This is a genomic window from Caldimonas tepidiphila, assembly GCF_003569765.1.
GTDB classification, from domain to species: Bacteria; Pseudomonadota; Gammaproteobacteria; order Burkholderiales; family Burkholderiaceae_C; genus Caldimonas; species Caldimonas tepidiphila.
In genome coordinates, this window is record NZ_QXMG01000084.1 from 1 (window position 1) to 20262 (window position 20262).

Below are 20262 nucleotides of genomic sequence, written 5' to 3' on the forward strand. Positions count from 1 at the left end.
CCGGCCAGCCGCCCTGCCCCTTGGAGCCCTGCGACCGCCGCGTCAGCAGCGAAGAGGCGTGACTGTACGAAAACAGGACAGGCTTGGCAAGCGGGTTCGGAAAACTTTTTTCCGGTCGCTTCGACGCGCTGGCGGCATCCGCCTTCGCAGCCACGCCGGCTCCTGCTCAGCTCGCCGGGTCCTCGTCCTCCAGCTTGCGGCCTGCCTGCCGGCTCGCCCTCGGCGCCGGCTCGGCTGCGAACTCCGCTGCATCGAACGGACGCAGCATCTCCAGCGCGTACGCAACCTCGGCGTGCAGCCAGTCGTCGTGCCGCTCCGGCGGCACCACCACCACCGAGCGCTTCTCGTCGCCGGGCTTGTGGAAGCGCCTCATCAGCGGATGCTCGTCGGCGTTGATCGTCAGCATCGAGAACGAGTGCCGCACCTCGTCGCCGCGACGCGCCTCCTCCCAGATCCCGGCGAGACAGAACGGCAGGCCGTCGCTTTGATGAATGCGCCAGCGCACGGCACGGCCGCTCTCGTAGTTCGGCTCGAAGACGGACTGCACCGGGATCAGGCAGAACTGCCGCCGCCGCCAGGCGCTGCGGAAGCTGGGCTTGCTCGCCACGGTCTCGGAGCGCGCGTTGTAGGTGTGCCTCGCCAGCTTGTCATCCTTCGCCCAGGCCGGCAGCAGCCCGAACACACCCCGCCACGGCACCAGGTCGCCGCCCGGCCGGTCCGGCGCACATAGGAAGGGCGCCTCGGCCATCGGGTAGATGTCGCTGGAATAGCCGAAGCTTGGTTCGAGCGCGCGCAGGTGCAGGCGCAGCGCGCGCGGCGTCGGGGGCTCGTAGTTGGCGCACATCGGGGCATTGTCGGACAGTGCTGCGTGCCCGGCGAGCGCTGCCCTCTACCTTCCGCACTCCGCCGGGTCAGGACCGCTCAGCCACCTGCGCGTGCCGCAACAGCTGCACCCGCAGCGTGCCGAGATGGCCGTAGAGCTGCTGTACCGCGCGGGCGTCGAGCCCGCCGAACAGCTCCAGGATCCAGCGCTCGTGCTCGCGCGCCATCGCCTCGAAGTCGCCGCGGCCTCGCGGCGTCAGGCGCACGATCCAGGCGCGGCGGTCGTTCGGGTCGCTCTCGCGCGCGACCAGTCCGTCGCGTTCCAGCTCGTCGGTCAGGCCGGTGACGTTGCCGCCGGTGACCATCAGGCAGCGCGACAGCTCGCGCATCCTCAGGCCCTCCGGGCGGCGGTGCAGCTGCGCCATGTAGTCGAAGCGCGCCAGCGAGATGCCGAAGCCCGCGCGCAGCCGCCGGCGGATCTCGTCCTCGATCTGCGTCGTGCATGACAGCATGCGCAGCCACAGCCGCAGCGCGGCGTGGTCCTCGCTGTCGGCACGGGCCTCGTGGCCCAGCTCGTCGGCCCCGTCGAGCAGCGCGCGGCTGCGGTCGGCTTTCATCGCGTCGGTTCCTCCATCCCGGGGCCGGATTGTGCGGCGTCCCCGATCAGACACCCATCGCGCGGTCGGCCTGCTGCTGCGGGCTCAGGGCGGCGCCCTGCGCGGCCTGCCCGCGTTCCCGCTGGAAGTTCGCCTCCATCTGGGACTTGGCCGAGCGGTAGGGGCGCGGCCACGGCATCTCGGTGTAGCCGATCTTCGCCGCCTCAGTCAGCGTCCAGGCCGGGTTCGCGAGGTGCGGGCGCGCCACCGCGCACAGGTCGGCGCGGCCCGCCGCGATGATGCTGTTGACGTGGTCGGCCTCCGAGATCGCACCGACCGCGATCGTCGCGATGCCGGCCTCGTTGCGGATGCGATCCGAAAAAGGCGTCTGGAACATGCGGCCGTAGACCGGCTTCTGCTCGGGACTGACCTGGCCCGAGGAGCAATCGATCAGGTCGGCGCCGGCGGCCTTGAATGCATGCGCGATCCCGACCGCGTCCGCGGGCGTGATGCCGCCCTCGACCCAGTCGTGCGCCGAGATGCGCACCGACATCGGCAGCATGCGGGGCCAGACCTCGCGCACCGCGGCGAACACCTCCAGCGGGTAGCGCAGCCGGTTCGCGAGCGGGCCGCCGTACTCGTCCTCGCGCCGGTTGGTCAGCGGCGAGATGAAGCTGGAGAGCAGGTAGCCGTGCGCGCAGTGCAGCTCCAGCCAGTCGAAGCCGGCCTCGGCGGCCCATTGCGCCGCACGCACGAAGTCGTCGCGCACGCGGTCCATGTCGGCGCGCGTCATCGCGCGCGGCGTGTCGCTCGTGCCCGGCAGGTAGGGCTGTGCCGACGCGCCAAGCAGCGGCCAGCCGCCTTGCGGCAAGGGCGCGTCCATGCCGCCGCCCTCCCAGGGCACGCAGGTCGAGCCCTTGGGGCCCGCGTGGCCGAGCTGCAGCGCGATCTTCGCGTCCGAGTTCGCATGCACGAAGTCGACGATGCGCTTCCACGCGTCGCGCTGCGCGGTGTTCCACAGCCCCGGGCAGCCCGGCGTGATGCGCGCGTCTGGCGAGGGGCAGCTCATCTCGGCCATCACCATCGCCGCGCCGCCGACGGCGCGGGCGCCGAGGTGCATCAGGTGGTAGTCGCCGGGAATGCCGTCGACGCAGGAGTACTGCGCCATCGGCGACACCAGCACCCGGTTCTTCAGCGTCACGCCGCGCACCGTGTACGGGGTGAACATCGGCGGCACCGCCGGCAGCGCCGGGTCGCGATCGACCCCGGCCCGCGCCGCGAACCAGCGCTCGTAGCCCTCGAGCCAGCGCGCGTCGCGCAGGCGCAGGTTCTCGTGGCTGATGCGCTGGCTGCGCGTGAGCATCGAGTACATGAACTGCTCGGGCTCGAGCGGGTCGCAGTAGCGCTCGCCGCAGACCTCGAACCACTCCATCGCGTTCCAGGCCGCGTTCTGCAGCCGCAGCACGTCGATCGAGCGCAGCGCCTGGTAGCGCGCGAGCACCTCGGGGATGTGCCCGGGCGTGTCGCCGTGCGCCTGGAACTGCGCGACGAGCTCGATCGCGTCCTCGAGCGCGAGCTTGGTGCCCGAGCCGATCGCGAAGTGCGCGGTGTGCACCGCGTCGCCCATCAGCACGACGTGGCTGCGGCCGTTGAAGTGCGACCACTGCTCGCACTTGACGCGTTGGAAGTTCAGCCAGGCCGAGCCGCGCAGGTGGCGCGCGTTGCTCATCAGTTTTTCACCTTGCAGGTTCTTCGCGAAGAGCTTCTCGCAGAACTCGATCGACTGCTGCGGATCGGCCGCGTCCAGGCCGTGGGCCTTCCAGACGGACTCCGGGCACTCGACGATGAAGGTGCTGGTGTGCTCGTCGTACTTGTAGATATGGGCCTGGAACCAGCCGTGCCCGGTCTTTTCGAACAGGAAGGTGAAGGCATCAAACAGCTTGTTCGTGCCGAGCCAGATGTAGCGGTTCGGACGCACGACGATGTCGGGCCGGAACACGTCGGCGTAGCGGCTGCGGATGCGCGAGTTGATGCCGTCGCTCGCGACGATCAGGTCGGCGTCGGGGAAGTCGAGCTCGGATTCGACCTCTTGCTCGAACACCAGCCTGACGCCGAGCGCCTCGCAGCGCGACTGCAGGATGTTGAGCAGGCGCTTGCGGCCGATGCCGACGAAGCCGTGGCCGCCGGAGCGGATCGTGCGGCCCTTGAAGTGCAGCTCGATGTCGTCCCAGTGATTGAAGGCCTGCCGGATCTCGTCGGCGCTCTCCGGGTCCCGGCGGCGCATGTTCTCCATCGTCGCGTCCGAGAACACCACGCCCCAGCCGAAGGTGTCGTAGGGCCGGTTGCGCTCGACCACCGTGATGTCGTGCGCCGGGTTGTGCCGCTTCATCAGCAGCGCGAAATAGAGGCCGGCCGGGCCGCCACCGATGCAGACGATCTTCATGCCTTCTCCCGCGGGAGGCCGCTGCGCCGCACACGCCGGCGAGCCGCCCTGAATGTTTAGGACTAAACCATATTAGGCACTTCGCCGGCGCCCCACAAGCCCGGGCTTGCCTGCACTCCCTCCGGCAGGTTCCCGCCTCATTCGTGCGAGGGAAACGTGCTCCCCCGCATGGGCGCCCCCCTGGTGAATTCCCGGATGCGGCACGCTTGCGGCGCCCGCCCGGCGCTCCTAAACTGCTTCACATCTAAACCATTCAGCGCCAGCCGCCCCGGATCGAGGCGGCGCGCCCGACGAGGAGTCGCGATGAGGATCGCCGGCGGATGCGGCATGCGGGGGACGCGGTGACGGTCGGGGCAGCACTTGCCGGCCGCCATGCGGTGGTGACCGGCGCCGGCCGCGGCATCGGCGCGGCGATCGCGCAGGCGCTGGCCGCGGACGGCGCGCGGCTCACGCTGATGGGCCGCAGCCCGGGCCCCTTGCAGGCGCTCGCCGCGCGGCTGCCCGGCGAAGGGCATGCGGCCGTCGCGGTCGATGTCGCCGACGTCGACGCGGTGCGGCAGGCCTTCGCCCAGGCGCGCGCGCAGCTCGGCCCGGTCGCGCTGCTGGTCAACAACGCCGGCCAGGCCGAGAGCGCGCCCTTCGCGAAGACCTCGGCCGGGCTGTGGCAGCGCATGCTCGCGGTCAACCTCACCGGCACCTTCCTGTGCAGCCAGGCCGCGCTGCCCGACATGCTGGAGGCGGGCTGGGGCCGCATCGTCAACGTCGCGAGCACCGCGGGCCTGACGGGCTATCCCTACGTGTCGGCCTACTGCGCCGCGAAGCACGGCGTGGTCGGGCTGACGCGCTCGCTGGCGCTGGAGCTCGCGCGCAAGAACATCACCGTCAACGCCGTCTGCCCCGGCTACACCGACACCGACCTCGTGCGCGACAGCGTCGCGCGCGTGGTCGAGAAGACCGGTCGCAGCGAGGCGCAGGCGCTGGCCGGGTTCGCCGCCGCCAACCCGCAGGGCCGGCTGGTGCGGCCCGAGGAGGTCGCCGACACGGTGCGCTGGCTGTGCGGCCCCGGCGCCGCCGCGATCAACGGCCAGTCGATCGCGGTCTGCGGCGGGGAGCTGATGTGAACACCTGCCGCACCGCCGCCCTGCCCCGCACCGTCCCCCTTCCCTTCCAGCCCCCCGAGCCGAGATGAACACGTCCCCCAACCCCTCTCCCGAGACGCCGCGCGTCGACCCGGCGCTCGCCGCCGGCAACCGCTGCGAGCTGGCCGGCTACGCCGCACGGCATTTCCAGTGGCAGGTGCGCGGGCAGGTCGGCGTCGTGACGCTGGACCGCCCCGAGCGCAAGAACCCGCTGACCTTCGACTCCTACGCCGAGCTGCGCGACCTGTTCCGGCGCCTGCAGTACGCCACCGACGTGAAGGCGGTGGTGCTGGCGGGCGCCGGCGGCAACTTCTGCTCCGGCGGCGACGTGCACGAGATCATCGGCCCGCTGGTGCGGCTGAAGGCGCCGGAGCTGCTGATGTTCACGCGCATGACCGGCGACCTCGTGAAGGCGATGCGGGGCTGCCCGCAACCGATCGTCGCTGTGGTGGACGGCGTGTGCGCCGGCGCCGGCGCAATCCTCGCGATGGCCTCGGACCTGCGCCTGGGCACCGCGCGCAGCAAGACCGCCTTCCTGTTCAACCGCGTCGGCCTGGCCGGCTGCGACATGGGCGCCTGCGCGATGCTGCCGCGCATCGTCGGCCAGGGCCGCGCGGCCGAGCTGCTCTACACCGGCCGCGCGCTCGGCGGCGAGGAGGCCTACCAATGGGGTTTCCTGAACCGGCTGTGCGCGCCGGACGCGCTGCTCGCGGACGCGACCGCGCTCGCGCAGGAGCTTGCCGCCGGCCCGAGCTTCGCCAACGGCATCACGAAGACGATGCTGCACCAGGAGTGGGCGATGACGATCGAGCAGGCGATCGAGGCCGAGGCGCAGGCGCAGGCGCTGTGCATGCTGACCGAGGATTTCAATCGCGCCTACGAGGCCTTCGTCGCGCGGCAGAAGCCGGTGTTCCGCGGCGACTGAGGGGCACGGCATGGCGCACGACCTCTACCCCGACCGCGGCCTCGACTGGCCCTTCTTCGACGCGCGCCACCGCGAATTGGCGCGCGAGCTCGACATCTGGTCCCGCACGCACCTGGCGCACGAGCCCGAGGGCGACGTCGACGCGCAGTGCCGCGCGCTCGTGCGGCTGCTCGGGCAGTCCGGCTGGCTGCAGCACGCGGTCGCGCGGCCTACGGCGGACGGTTCGGCCGCGATCGACACCCGCGCGGTCTGCCTGTTGCGGGAGACGCTCGCGCGCCACTCGGGCCTGGCCGACTTCGCCTTCGCGATGCAGGGGCTCGGCTCCGGCGCGATCGGCCTGGCCGGCACGCCCGCGCAGCGCGAGGCCTGGCTGCCGCGCGTCGCCGCGGGCGAGGCGATCGCCGCCTTCGCGCTGTCCGAGCCCGAGGCCGGCTCCGACGTGGCGGCGATGCAGTGCGCCGCGCGCCCGGAGACCGGCGCGGAGGGTGCGGTCACGCACTACGTGCTCGACGGCGAGAAGACCTGGATCTCCAACGGCGGCATCGCCGACTTCTACGTCGTGTTCGCGCGCAGCGGCGAGGCGCCGGGCGCGCGCGGCATCTCGGCCTTCGTCGTCGAGGCCGGCACGCCGGGTTTTCACATCGCCGAGCGCATCGACGTGATTGCGCCGCACCCGCTCGCGCGCCTGGAATTCCAGCACTGCCGCATCCCGGCGGCGCAGCGCATCGGCGCCCCCGGCGAGGGCTTCAAGATCGCGATGCGCACGCTCGACGTGTTCCGCACCTCGGTCGCCGCCGCCGCGCTCGGCTTCGCGCGGCGCGCGCTCGACGAGGCGCTGGCGCGCGCGACGAGCCGCCGCATGTTCGGCCAGCGGCTCGGCGACTTCCAGCTCACGCAGGCGAAGCTCGCGCAGATGGCGACCACCGTGGACAGCGCGGCGCTGCTGACCTACCGCGCCGCGTGGCGCCGCGACCAGGGCCTGAACGTCACGCGCGAGGCGGCGATGGCCAAGATGGCCGCCACCGAGGGCGCGCAGCAGGTGATCGACGCGGCGCTGCAGATGTGGGGCGGCCTCGGCGTCGTGAGCGGCCAGCCGGTCGAGCGTCTCTACCGCGAGATCCGCGCGCTGCGCATCTACGAGGGCGCCACCGAGGTGCAGCAACTCATCATCGGCCGCGAGCTGCTCAAGGCCTGCGAGGCGCCGCGCGCCGACTAATGAAACCCTTCCAAGACGGAGTCCGCACCGTGTCCCTGCAGATCCTCCAACCTCCCGACTGGCCGCGCCCGCGCGGCTACTCCAACGGCGTCGCCGTGCGCGGCCGCCTCGTCTTCGTCGCCGGCATGATCGGCTGGGACGCCGAGGGCCGCTTCCACCACGACGACACCGCCGGCCAGGCGCGCCAGGCGCTGGCCAACGTCGTCGCGGTGCTGGCCGAGGCCGGCGCGCGGCCCGAGCACATCGTGCGCATGACCTGGTACCTGACCGACAAGCGCGAGTACCTCGCGCAGCAGAAGCAGGTCGGCGCCGCCTTCCGCGAGCTGATCGGCAGCTACAACGCCGCGATGACCGCGGTGGAGGTGCAGGCGCTGATCGAGGACCGCGCCAAGGTCGAGATCGAGGTCACCGCGGTGATCCCCGACTGAAAGCGCGCATGACCACCCGGGAGGCAGCGATGTCCCAAACATCCTCACCGATCCTGCCCGGCGCGGCCCCGTGCCCCGCCGAGCCCCCGCACGCGCGCGGCCGCCCGGCCCGAGACGCGGAGCCCGCCCGACCCACCGAGGGGAACGCCATGCAAGACGAGACACGGACCGCGCACGTCGACACCTTCGCACGCGACCGGCTGCCGCCGCGCGGGCAGTGGCCGGAGTTCCTGCTCGACAACGAGGACCTGCGCTACCCGGCGCGGCTGAACTGCGCGGCCGAGCTGCTCGACGCGCATGTCGCGGCCGGCCGCGGCGATCGTGTGGCGATCCGGTGGTTCGAGGACGGCACGGCGCGCGCGCTCAGCTACGCCGAGCTGCAAGGCCGGGTGGACCGCATCGCGCGCGTGCTGACCGAGGACCTGGGACTGGTGCCCGGCAATCGCGTGCTGCTGCGCGGCGCGAACAACGCGATGATGGCCGCGTGCTGGCTCGCGGTGGTGAAAGCCGGGCTGATCGCGGTGGCGACGATGCCGCTGCTGCGCGCGCGGGAGCTGAAGCAGGTGATCGACAAGGCGCAGATCGATACCGCGCTGTGCGACGCGCGGCTGCGCGAGGAACTCGACATCGTGATGCGCCCGGGCGAGCTGCACGGCCCGACGCTCGCGCGCGTGCTCGACTTCAACGGCAGCGGCCCCGGCTCGCTCGAGCACGCGATGGCGGGCAAGCCCGCGGGCTTCGCCGCCTGCGACACCGCGGCCGACGACGTCTGCCTGATCGCCTTCACGAGCGGCACCACCGGCAGCCCGAAGGGCACGCTGCACTTCCACCGCGACGTGCTGGCGATGTGCGACCTGTTTCCGCGCCACGTGCTGAAGGCCGGCCCGGACGACGTGTTCTGCGGCACCCCGCCGCTGGCCTTCACCTTCGGGCTCGGCGGCCTGCTGTGCTTCCCGCTGCGCCTCGGCGCCTCGACCGTGCTGGCCGAGAAGCTGACGCCCGAGGCGCTGCTGCGTCTGATCGGGCAGGCCGGCGCCAGCATCGTCTTCACCGCGCCGACCTTCTACCGGCAGATGGCCGCACTCGCGCCCGGCTTCGAGCTGCTGTCGCTCCGCAAGGCCGTCTCGGCCGGCGAGGCGCTGCCGGACGCGACGCGGCGCGCCTGGAAGGACGCCACCGGCATCGACATCACCGACGGCATCGGCGCGACCGAGATGATGCACATCTTCATCTCCAGCCCCGGCGGCGAGGCGCCGCGCGGCGCGATCGGCCGCGTCGTGCCGGGCTACGTTGCGCGTATCGTCGACGAGCGCATGCAGCCGCTGGCGCCCGGCGAGATCGGCCGGCTCGCAGTGCAGGGGCCGACCGGCTGCCGCTACCTGGACGATCCGCGCCAGCAGAACTACGTGCAGCAGGGCTGGAACCTGCCGGGCGACATGTTCACCGTGGACGAGGCCGGCTACTACTACTACCAGGCGCGCTCCGACGACATGATCGTCTCGGCCGGCTACAACATCGCCGGCCCCGAGGTCGAGTCGGCGCTGATGACGCACCCGGCGGTGGCCGAGTGCGGCGTGGTCGGCGCGCCGGACGAGGAGCGCGGCCAGATCGTCAAGGCCTACGTGGTGCCGAAACCGGGCGTGGAGGCGGGCGAGGCGCTGAAGCAGGAGCTGCAGGCGCACGTGAAGGCCGCGATCGCGCCCTACAAGTACCCGCGCGCGATCGAGTTCGTCGCCAGCCTGCCGCGCACCGAGACCGGCAAGCTGCAGCGCTTCAGGCTGCGCCAGATGGCGCAGCAGCCGGGCGGCGCGGCGTAAGCCGGCGGGCCCTGCCAGCGCACCGCAGCCCATGAACCGAACCACCTCCCCGCCGCCCCGGCTCTGGGACATCAGCCCACCGCTGTCGACCGACACGCCGGTGTGGCCTGGCGACACCCCCTTCCGGCAGGAGCCGGCCTGGACGATGGGGCCGGGCTGCCCGGTCAACGTCGCGCGCATCACGCTGTCGCCGCACTTCGGCGCGCATGCCGACGCGCCGCTGCACTACGCCGCCGACGGTGCACCGATCGGCGCGGTGCCGCTCGACGCCTACCTCGGCCCCTGCCGCGTGATCCACGCGCTCGGGGCCGCGCCGCTCATCGAGCCGCATCACGTCGAGGCCGCGCTCGCGGGCGTGCCGCCGCGCGTGCTGCTGCGCAGCTACCCCGAGTCGCCGCTCGGGCGCTGGGATCCGGACTTCTGCGCCGTCGCGCCCGGGACGATCGAGCTGCTGGCGGCGCACGGCGTGCGGCTCGTCGGCATCGACACGCCGTCGATCGACCCGCAGGACTCGAAGACGATGGACGCGCACCGCGCGGTGCGGCGCCACGGCCTCGCGATCCTCGAGGGCCTGTGGCTCGACGAGGTCGCCGCCGGCGACTACGAGCTGATCGCACTGCCGCTGCGCTTCGCGGCGCTCGACGCGAGCCCGGTGCGCGCGGTGCTGCGCACGCTCCCCTGAACCGATTCCGCCCCGCATGGACACGACGATGAACGACCCGACCCGCGAGCACTGCGCCTCGCTCGACCGCGAGGACCCGCTGGCCGCCCTGCGCGAGCGCTTCGCGCTGCCCGAGGGCCTCGTCTACCTCGACGGCAACTCGCTCGGCGCGCGGCCGCGCAGCGCCGCGGCGCGCGCCGCGCAGGTGGTGGCCGAGGAGTGGGGCGAGGGGCTGATCCGCAGCTGGAACGACGCCGGCTGGTTCGGGCTGCCGCAGCGCCTGGGCGACCGGCTCGCGCCGCTGGTCGGCGCCGGCCCCGGCGAGCTGCTCGTCACCGACACCACCTCGGTCAACCTCTTCAAGGTGCTGGCCGCCGCGCTGCGCGTGCAGGCGGCGCGCGAGCCGGCGCGGCGCGTGATCGTGTCGGAGGCGAGCAACTTCCCGACCGACCTCTACATCGCGCAGGGCCTGGCCGACTTGCTGCAGCGCGGCCACGAGCTGCGCCTGGTCGACTCGCCTCGGCAGCTGCCGGACGCCCTCGGCGCCGACACCGCGGTGCTGCTGCTCACGCACGTGAACTACCGCAGCGGCGAGATGCACGACATGCGCGCGCTGTCGGCGCTGGCGCACGAGCGCGGCGCGCTCGCGGTCTGGGACCTCGCGCACTCGGCCGGCGCGGTGCCAGTGGACCTGCGCGGCGACGGCGCCGACTACGCGGTAGGCTGCACCTACAAGTACCTCAACGGCGGCCCCGGCGCGCCGGCCTTCCTGTGGGTGGCGCCGGCGCTGCGCGAGGCCTTCTGGCAGCCGCTGTCGGGATGGTGGGGGCATGCCGAGCCCTTCGCGATGGAGAGCGGCTACCGCCCCGCCGGCGGTGTCGACCGCTTCCTGTGCGGCACGCAGGCGATCACCTCGCTGGCGCTGGTCGAGTGCGGGCTGGAGGTCTTCGAGCAGACCGACATCGCGGCGCTGCGCGCGAAGTCGCTGCGCCTGGGCGACCTCTTCATCGCGCTCGTCGAGGCGCGCTGCGGCCACCACCCGGTGCGCCTCGTCACTCCGCGCGAGCACGCGCGCCGCGGCAGCCAGGTCTGCTTCTCGCACCCCGAGGGCTACGCGGTGATGCAGGCGCTGATCGAGCGCGGCGTGATCGGCGACTTCCGCGCGCCCGACATCATGCGCTTCGGCTTCGCGCCGCTCTACAACCGCTTCACCGACGCCTGGGACGCGGTCGAGGCGCTGCGCGAGGTGCTCGACAGCGGCGCGTGGCGGGACGCGCGCTTTCAACGGCGCGGCACGGTCACCTGAGGCGATGGGCACGACGGACACCCCCGGAGGCCGATGCCCTCTGCACGACGCGCGCGGCGACAGCGAGGACGCGCGCACCGACCTCGCCGGCGAGATGAGCTACGGCGACTACCTCGCGCTGGAGCAGGTGCTGTCGGCGCAGCACCCGCGCTCGCCGGACCACAACGAGATGCTGTTCATCGTGCAGCACCAGACCAGCGAGCTGTGGATGAAGCTCGCGCTGCACGAGCTGCGCGCGGCGCGCGATTGCGTGCGCTGCGACGATCTGCCGCCGGCCTTCAAGATGCTCACGCGCGTGTCGCGCATCATGGACCAGCTGGTGCAGTCCTGGAACGTGCTCGCGACGATGACGCCGCCCGAGTACTCTGCGATGCGGCCCCACCTCGGCGCGTCCTCGGGCTTCCAGTCCTGGCAATACCGCGAGATCGAGTTCATCCTCGGCAACAAGAGCGCTGCGATGCTGCGCCCGCACGCGCACCGCCCCGAGCTGCACGCGCTGCTCGACGCGGCGCTGCGCGCGCCCTCGCTGTACGACGAGGCACTGCGGCTGATGGCGCGGCGCGGCTTCGCGATTCCCGCATCGCGCATCGAGCGCGACTGGACGCAGCCGGCGGGCCTCGACGACGCGGTCGAGGCCGCCTGGCTCGAGGTCTACCGCGAGCCGCGCACGCACTGGGAGCTCTACGAGCTCGGCGAGAAGCTGGTCGACCTGGAGGATTCCTTCCGCCAGTGGCGCTTCCGCCACGTCACGACGGTCGAGCGCGTGATCGGCTTCAAGCGCGGCACCGGCGGCACCGAGGGCGTTGGCTACCTGCGGCGGCGCCTCGACGTGGTGCTGTTCCCGGAGCTGTGGAAGCTGCGCACCGATCTCTGAGAACCGGGACGGCGGGCGGCCGCGAGCCGCGGCCCTGGGGGACGCACCCGCCCGGCATGGATGTCGCAGGATGGACTCAGGCCGCTTCGCGCAGCCGGAAGGCGCCCACCACCTGCGCGAGCCGCTGGGCCTGCTCGCGCAGGCTCTCGGCCGCGGCGCTGGATTGCTCCACCAGCGCCGAGTTCTGCTGCGTCATGCCGTCGAGCTGCGTCACGGCCTGGTTCACCTGGCCGATGCCGTCGCTCTGCTCGACCGCCGCGGCACTGATCTCGCCGATGATGTCCGTCACCCGCTGCACCGAGGTGACGATCTCGCTCATCGCCCGGCCCGCCTCCTGCGCCAGCTGCGAGCCGGACTCGATCGTCTCGACCGACGAGCCGATCAGCGTCTTGATCTCGCGCGCCGACAGCGCCGAGCGCTGCGCGAGGTTGCGGACCTCCGACGCCACCACCGCGAAGCCCCGGCCCTGCTCCCCGGCGCGCGCCGCCTCGACGGCGGCGTTGAGCGCGAGGATGTTGGTCTGGAAGGCGATGCCGTCGATGACGCCGACGATGTCGGCAATCTTCTTGGAGCTGAGGTTGATCTCATCCATGCGCTCCACCACGCGCGAGACGACCTCGCCACCGCGCCCCGCGGCCTCCGCGGCCGAGCCCGCCATCTGCTTGGCGGTGCGCGCCGACTCGGCCGACTGCCGCACCGTGCCGGTCAGCTGCTCCATCGACGCCGCGGTCTCCTGCAGGTTCGAGGCCGCCTGCTCGGTGCGGGCCGACAGGTCCTGGTTGCCGGTCGCGATCTCGGAGGACGCGGTGCGGATCGACTCCGAGGCCTGCTGCACGCTGCGCACCGACTCGGCGAGGCGCCGCTGCATCGTCGCCAGCTCCCCGACCAGCTGCTCCACCTCGTCGCGGCCCTCGGCCTCGACCTGCACCGTCAGGTCGCCGGCCGCCACCCGCCGCGCCAGCTCGCCCGCCCGTGCCAGCGGGCGCACGATCGAGCGCGACAGCAGCCATGCCAGCGCGGCGCTCGCGAGCACGCCGACGGCGATGCCGGCGACCAGCAGCGCGATGCCGTGCCGCGCGCTGTCCGCGGCAGCGACGCGTGCCTCGTCGACGCGCTTGCGCTGGTAGTCGGCGAGCGCCAGCACGGCGGCGACATAGGCGTCCGAGGTCGGCCGCAGCGTGCCCGCGATGTCGGCGTTGGAGACCTTCTCGCCGGTCTCCCGGCGCTTGATCAGCGCGTCGCGCGTGGAGCGGAAGCGATCGCCGGTGTCCTGGATCGCCGCGAACAGACGCTTCGTCTCCTCGTTGTCGGTCAGCTCGTCCAGGCGCTTGCGCACCGCCTCCGACTCCTTCGTCGTGATCTTGCGATCGGCGTTGATGCGCGAAGCGAACTCCGCGTCGTCGATCAGCAGCAGCGTCTCGGCCCGGAAGGCGCTGACCACCACCATGCCGTGCAGCCGGCTCGCAAGCACCGCGCGCTCCGCGGAGGCCCCGCCCAGATCGTCGGCGATGTCGCCCAGACCCGCCAGGCGCCAGATGCCGATCGACGCGGCGATCGACATCACCAGCATCACCACCGCGAAACCCGCGGCCAGGCGGGGCGCGAGCCGCACCCGGGCAAAAAACGATTCCATGTGTCCTGCTTCCTTTCGGCCTCGTGCGCCGGTGCCTTCCCGGGAATCCGGCCCGGGGCGGGCGCCGACGCGCAACAGGGCCTTATCGGCAGGCGGCGGCCGAAGCTTGAAGCGCAGGGAAAGGACACGGAAGCAGACGCGTGACGCAAGTCACGATCAGAAGGCCCCGGACCGCTGCGCCACGGCGGACTCAAGTGCCGCAGTCGTTCTGCTCGAACACCTCCGCCAGGGCGCAGGGAGACTCGCACAGCCCCAGCAGCAGTTCCGGGCAATCCGCGGCGCCCCAGCGGGGATCGTGAGGGCGGGCGTGCACGGGACGCCACAGGGCCGGCTGCGTGTCGGGAAGGTCTTCCGTCGACGCGTCAGCCCCGTACAGCGCACGCAGATGCCGCAAGGGGTTCCACCATCCCGACAGGGAAGGAATCGGCGCATGTCTGAGTTCCATCATGGGCGCTCCTGGTTGGTGTCGCTGATGCTGCGATGCACAAAACGTGCCCGTGGAGGAACCCCGCCGACGTCCGGGGCCCGCTTGGCGCGCCCTTTCCCTGGAAGGGCGTCCGTGATTTCGTGCAGGCCCGGCGAGGACCCGGGCGGATCGGAACCCGCCCCGCGCGCCGGGCCATGCGCAACATGTTGCATCGCAACATAAAAAGTGCCGCCAGCTTTTCAAGGAGGCAGCAGCCCGGCCGGTTCGTCCCGCGCTCGAGCACAGGCGGCCCGTCGCTCCCCGGGGACGGAGCGCGACAGAGCGGCTCCCGTCATGCAAGGTCATTTGAGGCACACGGAAAGCCGCGGGCGTGGTACATTCGGCTTTCCACATCGGCAGCGCGCCGCCCGCCCAGGGGCCGCATCCACGCCGCCGGCGTCCGGATCACGAGTTGATCTCCCTCCCTCCCCAGGGCCGCCGATCGCCATCGGCAATGCCGTCGCCCTGGCTGCCCCAGGCTTGCAGCGAATACCCCTGCCAGCCCGCGCCCGGACCGAGTTCATCCGCAGCCTGGGTGCTTCTTGCACACCTGTTTTGTCATACCCCGAACCCTCGGCATCCGAGGCGTTCGGACAGCGAAAGCGAACCATCGATACACCCATCCAGGTGGGCAAGTACCTTGTCTCCCCCCTGACCCGCCCCCTCGGGCTCGGCCGTCATGCGGCGTCCGTCTCCATCCGCACCGGTTGCGGCAGCGGCACCCATGACCGCGTCCTGCGCCTCGTACCCGAGTTCGGCTCCCCCGCCGAGGCCTTGCACTACGCCACCGCCCAGGGACTCGACTGGATCGGCGCCTGCGCGTCGCCCTCGCCCCATTCCTCCCATTCCCAGGATTGAAATCATGGCCAAAGAAGAACTGATCGAAATGAGCGGCGTGGTCGACGAGGTGCTGCCCGACTCCAGGTTTCGCGTGCTGCTGGAGAACGGTCACCGACTGGTGGCCTACACCTCCGGCAAGATGCGCAAGCACCACATCCGCATCCTCGCCGGCGACAACGTGTCGCTGGAACTCTCGCCCTACGACCTCAGCAAGGGCCGCATCACCTTCCGCCATCTCGAGCGGCGGGGTCCGTCCTCCGGGCAGGCGCGCCGACGCTGATGCTTCGTACGGTCGAATTCACTCCCTGTCGCCTGTCCGCCTTTGCGGACCGGCTTCTCACCCGCACCGGCGATAGCTGGGGCATCACTCTCAATAGGATCTACGATATGACGACTCAAACCGGCACCGTGAAGTGGTTCAACGAAGGCAAGGGCTTCGGCTTCATCGCCCCGGACGACGGCGGCAAGGACCTGTTCGCCCACTTCAAGGAAATCAAGGGCACGGGCTTCAAGACGCTGAACGAGAACCAGCGCGTCGAGTTCGAGGTCACGCAGGGCGCCAAGGGCCCGCAGGCCTCCAACATCCGGGCGCTGTAAACACGCGCCTCGCCGTTCTGCGGGCATTGCGGCAGGCCCCCGGCCTGTCCTTCCATGGAGAAGCCCGATGAAGAACTTGCAAGAAGTCACCGAGCGGGTCTGCGAACTCAAGGGCTCGCTCGTGGCGCTCGACGTGCTCGTCACCGCCATGCTGCAGGCGCTGCCCGAAGAGGCCCGCGCCGAGTTGCTGCAGCGCTATGCGGCGCACGCCGAGGTCGCCCGCGTCGCGCTGATGCACACCGCGATCTCGGAACACACGATCGCGGCGTTCGAGAACGACGTGCGCCGCACCCTGGCGCTCGCCCCGCCCGACAAGCAGCCCTTGCACGGCTGAGGGCGCAGCAGCGCCCCTGAACAGACACCCTGCCGGCAAGCAGGCGGCGCCGTCCGCCTCGTCGCCGACGAGGCCCTCCCGGATCGTGTCCACCCGAGCGGATTGCGCCGCCCTCCTGACTCTGCCTCTCAGCGCTGCCCGAAGCGGGCGTCGAGGAACAGGTCCTTGAACTCGCGCGGCTGCGAGCGCCAGTACTGGGGCGGAGCAGCCACCCTCGCACCGAGCCGGGCCGCGGCATGCCAGGGCCAGCGCGGGTCGTAGAGCATGGCGCGGGCGAGCGAGACCGCGTCGGCCTCGCCGTTGGCGATGATCGCCTCGGCCTGCTCCGGCTCGGTGATCAAGCCGACCGCGAGCGTCGGCAGGCCCACCTCGGCCTTCACGCGCTGCGCGTAGGGCACCTGGTAGCCCGGTGCGATCCTGATCGCCTGCGCCGGCGACAGCCCGCCCGTCGTGACGTGGATCGCGGCGCAGCCCCGCGCCTTCAGCGCCTGCGACAGCGCCACGGTGCCCTCGATGTCCCAGCCGCCCGGCACCCAGTCGGTGGCGGAGATGCGCGCCCAGACCGGCCGTTCGGCGGGGAAGGCGGCGCGCACCGCGTCGAACACCTCCAGAGGAAAGCGCATGCGGTTCTCGAGCGAGCCGCCGTACGCGTCGTCGCGCCGGTTGGCCAGCGGCGAGAGGAACTGGTGCAGCAGGTAGCCGTGGGCGAAGTGCAGCTCGATGCCGTCGAGTCCCAGCCGCGCGGCCCGGCGGGCCGCCGCGACGAAGTCCTCGCGCACCTTGCGCAGCCCCTCGACGTCGAGAGCCTGCGGCACGTCCTCGCCCTCGGCATGGGGCAGCGCCGAAGGGGCGACGGTCTTCCAGCCGAGCGGCTCGTGCGGCCCGATCTGCGCCCCGCCCTCCCACGGTGCGCGGGACGATCCCTTGCGGCCCGCGTGCGAGAGCTGCATCACCACCGGGATCGGCGAATGAGCGCGCACCGCCCGCAACACGCGGGCGAGCCCGGCCTCGTTCTCGTCGCAGTACAGGCCGAGGTCGAAGGGCGAGATGCGTCCCTCGGGCGACACGGCGGTCGCCTCCAGGATCAGCAGCCCGGCCCCCGACAGCGCCAGCTGCCCGAGGTGGATCAGGTGCCAGTCGCCCGGCGTGCCCTCCGTCGCGGAGTACTGGCACATCGGGGCGATGACGATGCGGTTGGCAAGGCGCAGCGCGCCGAGCTGCAGGGGCTCGAAGAGTCGGCTCATGATGGAAGGGGGCTCGGGTTGGAGGCATCGGGCGGCACGGCCCGGCGACGAGGCCGTGCAGGACGTCCCGCAGCCCGGCCATCCTAAGCGCCCTCGGCCGCCGGCGTCGCCGTCAGGGATGCAGGCGGCGCCCGGTGTTTCCGATCGCGAGGAAGCGCGCCGCCCGGCACGCCGGTTGCTCGTCCGCGAAGTCACGCGATACAAGGGCGCGTGGCGTTTCTGATGCCGCTCCGGTCCGCCAAGGGCGCCGGCCGGGTTCTCTCGTCTCACGCACCTCCGTTTGCGGCCGGTGCCGGACCGGAGCGGCCTTCTTTCGGGCGGGGGACTGTCGTTGGGAATCACCCCGGCCCGTTTCGCCCTCGGCGGTGCCCGGCACCGTGGCACCCGCTCCGTTGGGATTGGTCTGCAAGCTTCTGTCCTTTGCCGCCTTGGCATGCCGGAGCGGGTGCCGGCGCCTTCTGCGCCGTCTTCCGGTCGCAGCGCCCCGGATAAAAAGGGCCCCGACCCGACTTCGACTGCTGCTCCGAGAGCGGATGGAGGGAGAGCAAGCAGCAGCCGATACAACGTCGGGCAGGGGCCGAGGACAGGAACTACAGCCGCTTGTCGAGACTGCACTCCGATGCTCGCCGCAGTGGCACCGTGCCGCATCCCGGCGACCGGGGGTGCCGGCGCCTGCGGGCCCCCCGGCGACCAGGGGCGGGCGGCGACGGCAGTCCCCGGGAAGGCCCTGGCGCATTTGCGGTTAAACTCGCGCCCGTCATTGGGGAGTAGCGTCCTTCCTGCACGGGAAGGGCCGGCGTCAACAGACTTGCTCGTTCGAGCATGGCGCCGAGCGGTTTTCGGGACTTCGCGAGACCTTTGACCGCATCGCAACCGGAAGGGCCGGGGGCGCGCTGCGGTCGATCGTCTTCCACCGGCCCGGGTGCGCTCATGTCCTTTCTACTCTCCACCGGCGTGGTGGCCTTGGCCGAGATCGGCGACAAGACCCAGCTGCTCTCCTTCATGCTCGCGGCGAAGTTCCGCCGCCCCCTGCCCATCGTCCTCGGCATCCTCGCCGCCACCGTGCTCAACCATGGCGCCGCGGGCATGCTCGGCTCGTGGCTGAGCGAGCTGATGAGTCCCGGGGTGCTGCGCTGGGTGCTCGGCCTGTCCTTCATCGCGATGGCGGGCTGGATGCTGGTGCCCGACAAGCTCGACGAGGAAGACGCCAGGCTGCCGCGCCGCGGGGTCTTCGTCGCGACCTTCGTGGCCTTCTTCCTCGCCGAGATGGGCGACAAGACCCAGGTCGCGACGGTCGCCCTCGCCGCGCAGTACCAGGACTTCTGGGCCGTCGTGCTCGGCACGACGCTGGGGATGATGCTGGCCAACGTGCCGGCGGTCTACCTTGGCGACCGGGTCGCGCACCGCATGCCGGTGCGCGCCATCCACGCGGTGGCGGCGCTGCTGTTCGCCGCGCTCGGCATGGCGACCCTGCTCGGCCTGGGGGCGCGCTGGGGGTTCTAGGAACGCCGGGCCTTTCCTTTTCGCATCCCTACGGCGAAGTCGTCTCGACGCAGGTGCGTGCGAACCCGCTCGATGTCGGAGAGACGCCGCGGCGAATCTCGCCTCCCTGCGAAAGGAAGGCAGTCATCCCGCGGGCCGCAGTCCTCGATGCGACAGGCGGCCTCGGATGCGTTCTCGCTGCGCTGCGGGGACCGGCCCCCGGCGCAGATGGCTTTCGGCACGCGCGTTCGGCCCCTGTCCGGCGCGCGTGCGACGCAAGATTCCCAGCCGTTCAGGCGACTGCCGCCCGCCTGCTTTCGATGCGTCGGATGGCCTCGGCGGCCAGCCCGCGCAGCGTCTGCATCTCGGCCTCGTCGAAGCTGCGCGCCTCGGTTCCCGCCACGCAGAACGACCCGACGGCGTGGCCGCGGGACGTGATCAGCGGAATGCCTGCATAACAGCGCAGGCCGTCCTCGGTCACGAGCGGGTTGTCTTTCACGAGCTCGTGCGTGTGGGCGTCCTCGACCACGAACTCCGCGCTGTCCCGGACGGCGAATCGACAGAAGGCCCACTCCACCGGCGTACCTTGTGCTTCGGCGATCCAGCCGCCCACCCCATGGTGGGCCGCAACGTACTGAGCCTCGTCGAGAACGATGTTCACCATTCCGAGAGGCAGGTCGAGTTTAGTGCTCGCTTCCCGGGCGAGGTCGGAGAGGATCTCGCTGACTTCCGGCGCGAACAGATCGAGGTCGGCGATCTCCTGCAGCCTTGCGAGGTCGAGAACCGGGTCGAGTTCGGGCTTGGGAGCATGTGGATCGATCATGGCTATCCTCGTTTACTTCGAATTCAGAAGAGAAAGGGTCCGGTAGGACTTCACGCGCACCAGGAGCGAATTGGCTGCCACCATGGCCAAGCCCTTTTCCTGCTTCAGTTGCTGAAGCGCGCTCTCGATTTGTTCGAGCGGAAGTGCCCCGTTCGACCGGACCCCGGCTTGCCGGCAGGCCGCAGTCCATAGGCGGCGGGATTCCTCCTGCCCCACCAGACGGTCCAGGGACGCGAAGACGTCCTTTTCCGTGGGCGGCGCCAGGTTGTAGTTCTTTATCACTGCTGCTGTTTCCATTTGAGAACAAACCTTTCCGAGGAGAACATGTCTGACTCCGTCAGGCGACTGGAAACACTCGGGGGACGTCGGCGGTACTTCAGCGCTCCTCAGCCCGAGTTTTTCCAGGACGGCACCAACCAGGGATATCGGCCCTCGGTCCCGGGACTTGAGGAATGATCCGGCACCCAGATACTGGTCTGTCTCGCTCGACAGCATGGGAGGAGCGGGCTCCCTATGCAGGCGGGCATTCCGTCTCCGGCAACGACGACTGGCGTACGGGGGCTCTGTTGCACAAATGAATTGAGGGGGAGCTTCCCCTGACCCCGGGCGGAGTTAT

20 protein-coding genes and 1 riboswitch are annotated in these 20262 nt (G+C 71.2%); of the genes, 12 read left to right on the forward strand and 8 right to left on the reverse strand.

Annotated features, from left to right (window positions below):
- Positions 1-166: 166 nt before the first annotated feature.
- The 3 genes from D3A59_RS23115 to D3A59_RS23125 all read right to left on the reverse strand — a co-directional run bounded on the left by D3A59_RS23115 (position 167) and on the right by D3A59_RS23125 (position 3861).
- Complete coding sequence (locus tag D3A59_RS23115; protein WP_119157676.1) at positions 167-844, reverse strand: SOS response-associated peptidase; 678 nt, start codon at positions 842-844, stop codon at positions 167-169.
- Positions 845-911: 67 nt separating this feature from the next.
- Positions 912-1439, reverse strand: coding sequence for a MarR family winged helix-turn-helix transcriptional regulator (locus D3A59_RS23120; RefSeq protein ID WP_119157677.1), 528 nt, complete (start codon positions 1437-1439; stop codon positions 912-914).
- A 46-nt stretch (positions 1440-1485) separates the two neighbouring features.
- Positions 1486-3861, reverse strand: a complete 2376-nt coding sequence (locus D3A59_RS23125) for a bifunctional salicylyl-CoA 5-hydroxylase/oxidoreductase (protein WP_119157678.1) — start codon at positions 3859-3861, stop codon at positions 1486-1488.
- Positions 3862-4181: 320 nt separating this feature from the next.
- Here D3A59_RS23125 and D3A59_RS23130 point away from each other — a divergent pair, with 320 nt between their 5' ends.
- From D3A59_RS23130 to kynA, 8 genes are all read left to right on the forward strand, one after another.
- Positions 4182-4982, forward strand: a complete 801-nt coding sequence (locus tag D3A59_RS23130) for an SDR family NAD(P)-dependent oxidoreductase (protein ID WP_119157679.1) — start codon at positions 4182-4184, stop codon at positions 4980-4982.
- Positions 4983-5046: 64 nt separating this feature from the next.
- Positions 5047-5925: an enoyl-CoA hydratase family protein gene (locus D3A59_RS23135; RefSeq protein WP_119157680.1), complete on the forward strand. Its 879-nt coding sequence runs from the start codon at positions 5047-5049 to the stop codon at positions 5923-5925.
- Between the two features lie 10 nt (positions 5926-5935).
- Positions 5936-7141, forward strand: coding sequence for an acyl-CoA dehydrogenase family protein (locus D3A59_RS23140; protein WP_119157681.1), 1206 nt, complete (start codon positions 5936-5938; stop codon positions 7139-7141).
- 35 nt (positions 7142-7176) lie between these two features.
- The gene (locus D3A59_RS23145; RefSeq protein ID WP_119157694.1) at positions 7177-7569 is read left to right on the forward strand and encodes a RidA family protein; all 393 of its coding nucleotides are present in this window, start codon (positions 7177-7179) and stop codon (positions 7567-7569) included.
- A 149-nt stretch (positions 7570-7718) separates the two neighbouring features.
- A complete protein-coding gene (locus D3A59_RS23150; RefSeq protein WP_119157682.1) occupies positions 7719-9386 on the forward strand; it encodes an AMP-binding protein in 1668 nt (555 codons plus the stop codon).
- Positions 9387-9417: 31 nt separating this feature from the next.
- Positions 9418-10068, forward strand: a complete 651-nt coding sequence (gene kynB / locus D3A59_RS23155; protein WP_119157683.1) for an arylformamidase — start codon at positions 9418-9420, stop codon at positions 10066-10068.
- Positions 10069-10096: 28 nt separating this feature from the next.
- A complete protein-coding gene (gene kynU / locus D3A59_RS23160; protein WP_119157695.1) occupies positions 10097-11353 on the forward strand; it encodes a kynureninase in 1257 nt (418 codons plus the stop codon).
- Positions 11354-11357: 4 nt separating this feature from the next.
- Positions 11358-12227 carry a tryptophan 2,3-dioxygenase gene (kynA, locus tag D3A59_RS23165; protein WP_119157684.1) on the forward strand — a complete coding sequence of 290 codons (870 nt, stop codon included), beginning with the start codon at positions 11358-11360 and terminating at the stop codon, positions 12225-12227.
- Positions 12228-12303: 76 nt separating this feature from the next.
- On the opposite strand, the gene D3A59_RS23170 is transcribed toward kynA, so the two are convergent.
- Positions 12304-13860 (reverse strand): methyl-accepting chemotaxis protein, encoded by a 1557-nt coding sequence (locus D3A59_RS23170; RefSeq protein ID WP_119157685.1) that lies wholly within the window; start codon positions 13858-13860, stop codon positions 12304-12306.
- Positions 13861-14050: 190 nt separating this feature from the next.
- Positions 14051-14308: a hypothetical protein gene (locus D3A59_RS23175; protein ID WP_119157686.1), complete on the reverse strand. Its 258-nt coding sequence runs from the start codon at positions 14306-14308 to the stop codon at positions 14051-14053.
- 880 nt (positions 14309-15188) lie between these two features.
- Here D3A59_RS23175 and infA point away from each other — a divergent pair.
- The 3 genes from infA to D3A59_RS23195 all read left to right on the forward strand — a co-directional run bounded on the left by infA (position 15189) and on the right by D3A59_RS23195 (position 16097).
- Positions 15189-15446, forward strand: a complete 258-nt coding sequence (gene infA / locus D3A59_RS23185; protein ID WP_119157687.1) for a translation initiation factor IF-1 — start codon at positions 15189-15191, stop codon at positions 15444-15446.
- 107 nt (positions 15447-15553) lie between these two features.
- Entirely contained in the window at positions 15554-15763 is a 210-nt protein-coding gene (cspE, locus tag D3A59_RS23190) for a transcription antiterminator/RNA stability regulator CspE (RefSeq protein ID WP_119157688.1), read from the forward strand.
- A 67-nt stretch (positions 15764-15830) separates the two neighbouring features.
- On the forward strand, positions 15831-16097 hold the full coding sequence (locus tag D3A59_RS23195; protein ID WP_119157689.1) for a hypothetical protein: 267 nt from the start codon (positions 15831-15833) through the stop codon (positions 16095-16097).
- Between the two features lie 128 nt (positions 16098-16225).
- Here the strand turns inward: D3A59_RS23195 and D3A59_RS23200 are convergent, their stop codons facing one another.
- Positions 16226-17341, reverse strand: coding sequence for an NADH:flavin oxidoreductase/NADH oxidase (locus tag D3A59_RS23200; protein ID WP_119157690.1), 1116 nt, complete (start codon positions 17339-17341; stop codon positions 16226-16228).
- Positions 17342-18085: 744 nt separating this feature from the next.
- A riboswitch (yybP-ykoY riboswitch) is annotated at positions 18086-18271 on the forward strand.
- Between D3A59_RS23200 and D3A59_RS23205 the strand changes: the two genes are divergently transcribed.
- Positions 18272-18844, forward strand: coding sequence for a TMEM165/GDT1 family protein (locus D3A59_RS23205; RefSeq protein WP_119157691.1), 573 nt, complete (start codon positions 18272-18274; stop codon positions 18842-18844). It begins immediately after the preceding riboswitch.
- Between the two features lie 271 nt (positions 18845-19115).
- Here the strand turns inward: D3A59_RS23205 and D3A59_RS23210 are convergent, their stop codons facing one another.
- Together D3A59_RS23210 and D3A59_RS23215 are read right to left on the reverse strand one after the other, a co-directional pair.
- Complete coding sequence (locus tag D3A59_RS23210) at positions 19116-19646, reverse strand: GAF domain-containing protein (RefSeq protein ID WP_119157692.1); 531 nt, start codon at positions 19644-19646, stop codon at positions 19116-19118.
- A 12-nt stretch (positions 19647-19658) separates the two neighbouring features.
- The gene (locus D3A59_RS23215; protein ID WP_157991664.1) at positions 19659-19943 is read right to left on the reverse strand and encodes a hypothetical protein; all 285 of its coding nucleotides are present in this window, start codon (positions 19941-19943) and stop codon (positions 19659-19661) included.
- Positions 19944-20262: the final 319 nt, after the last annotated feature.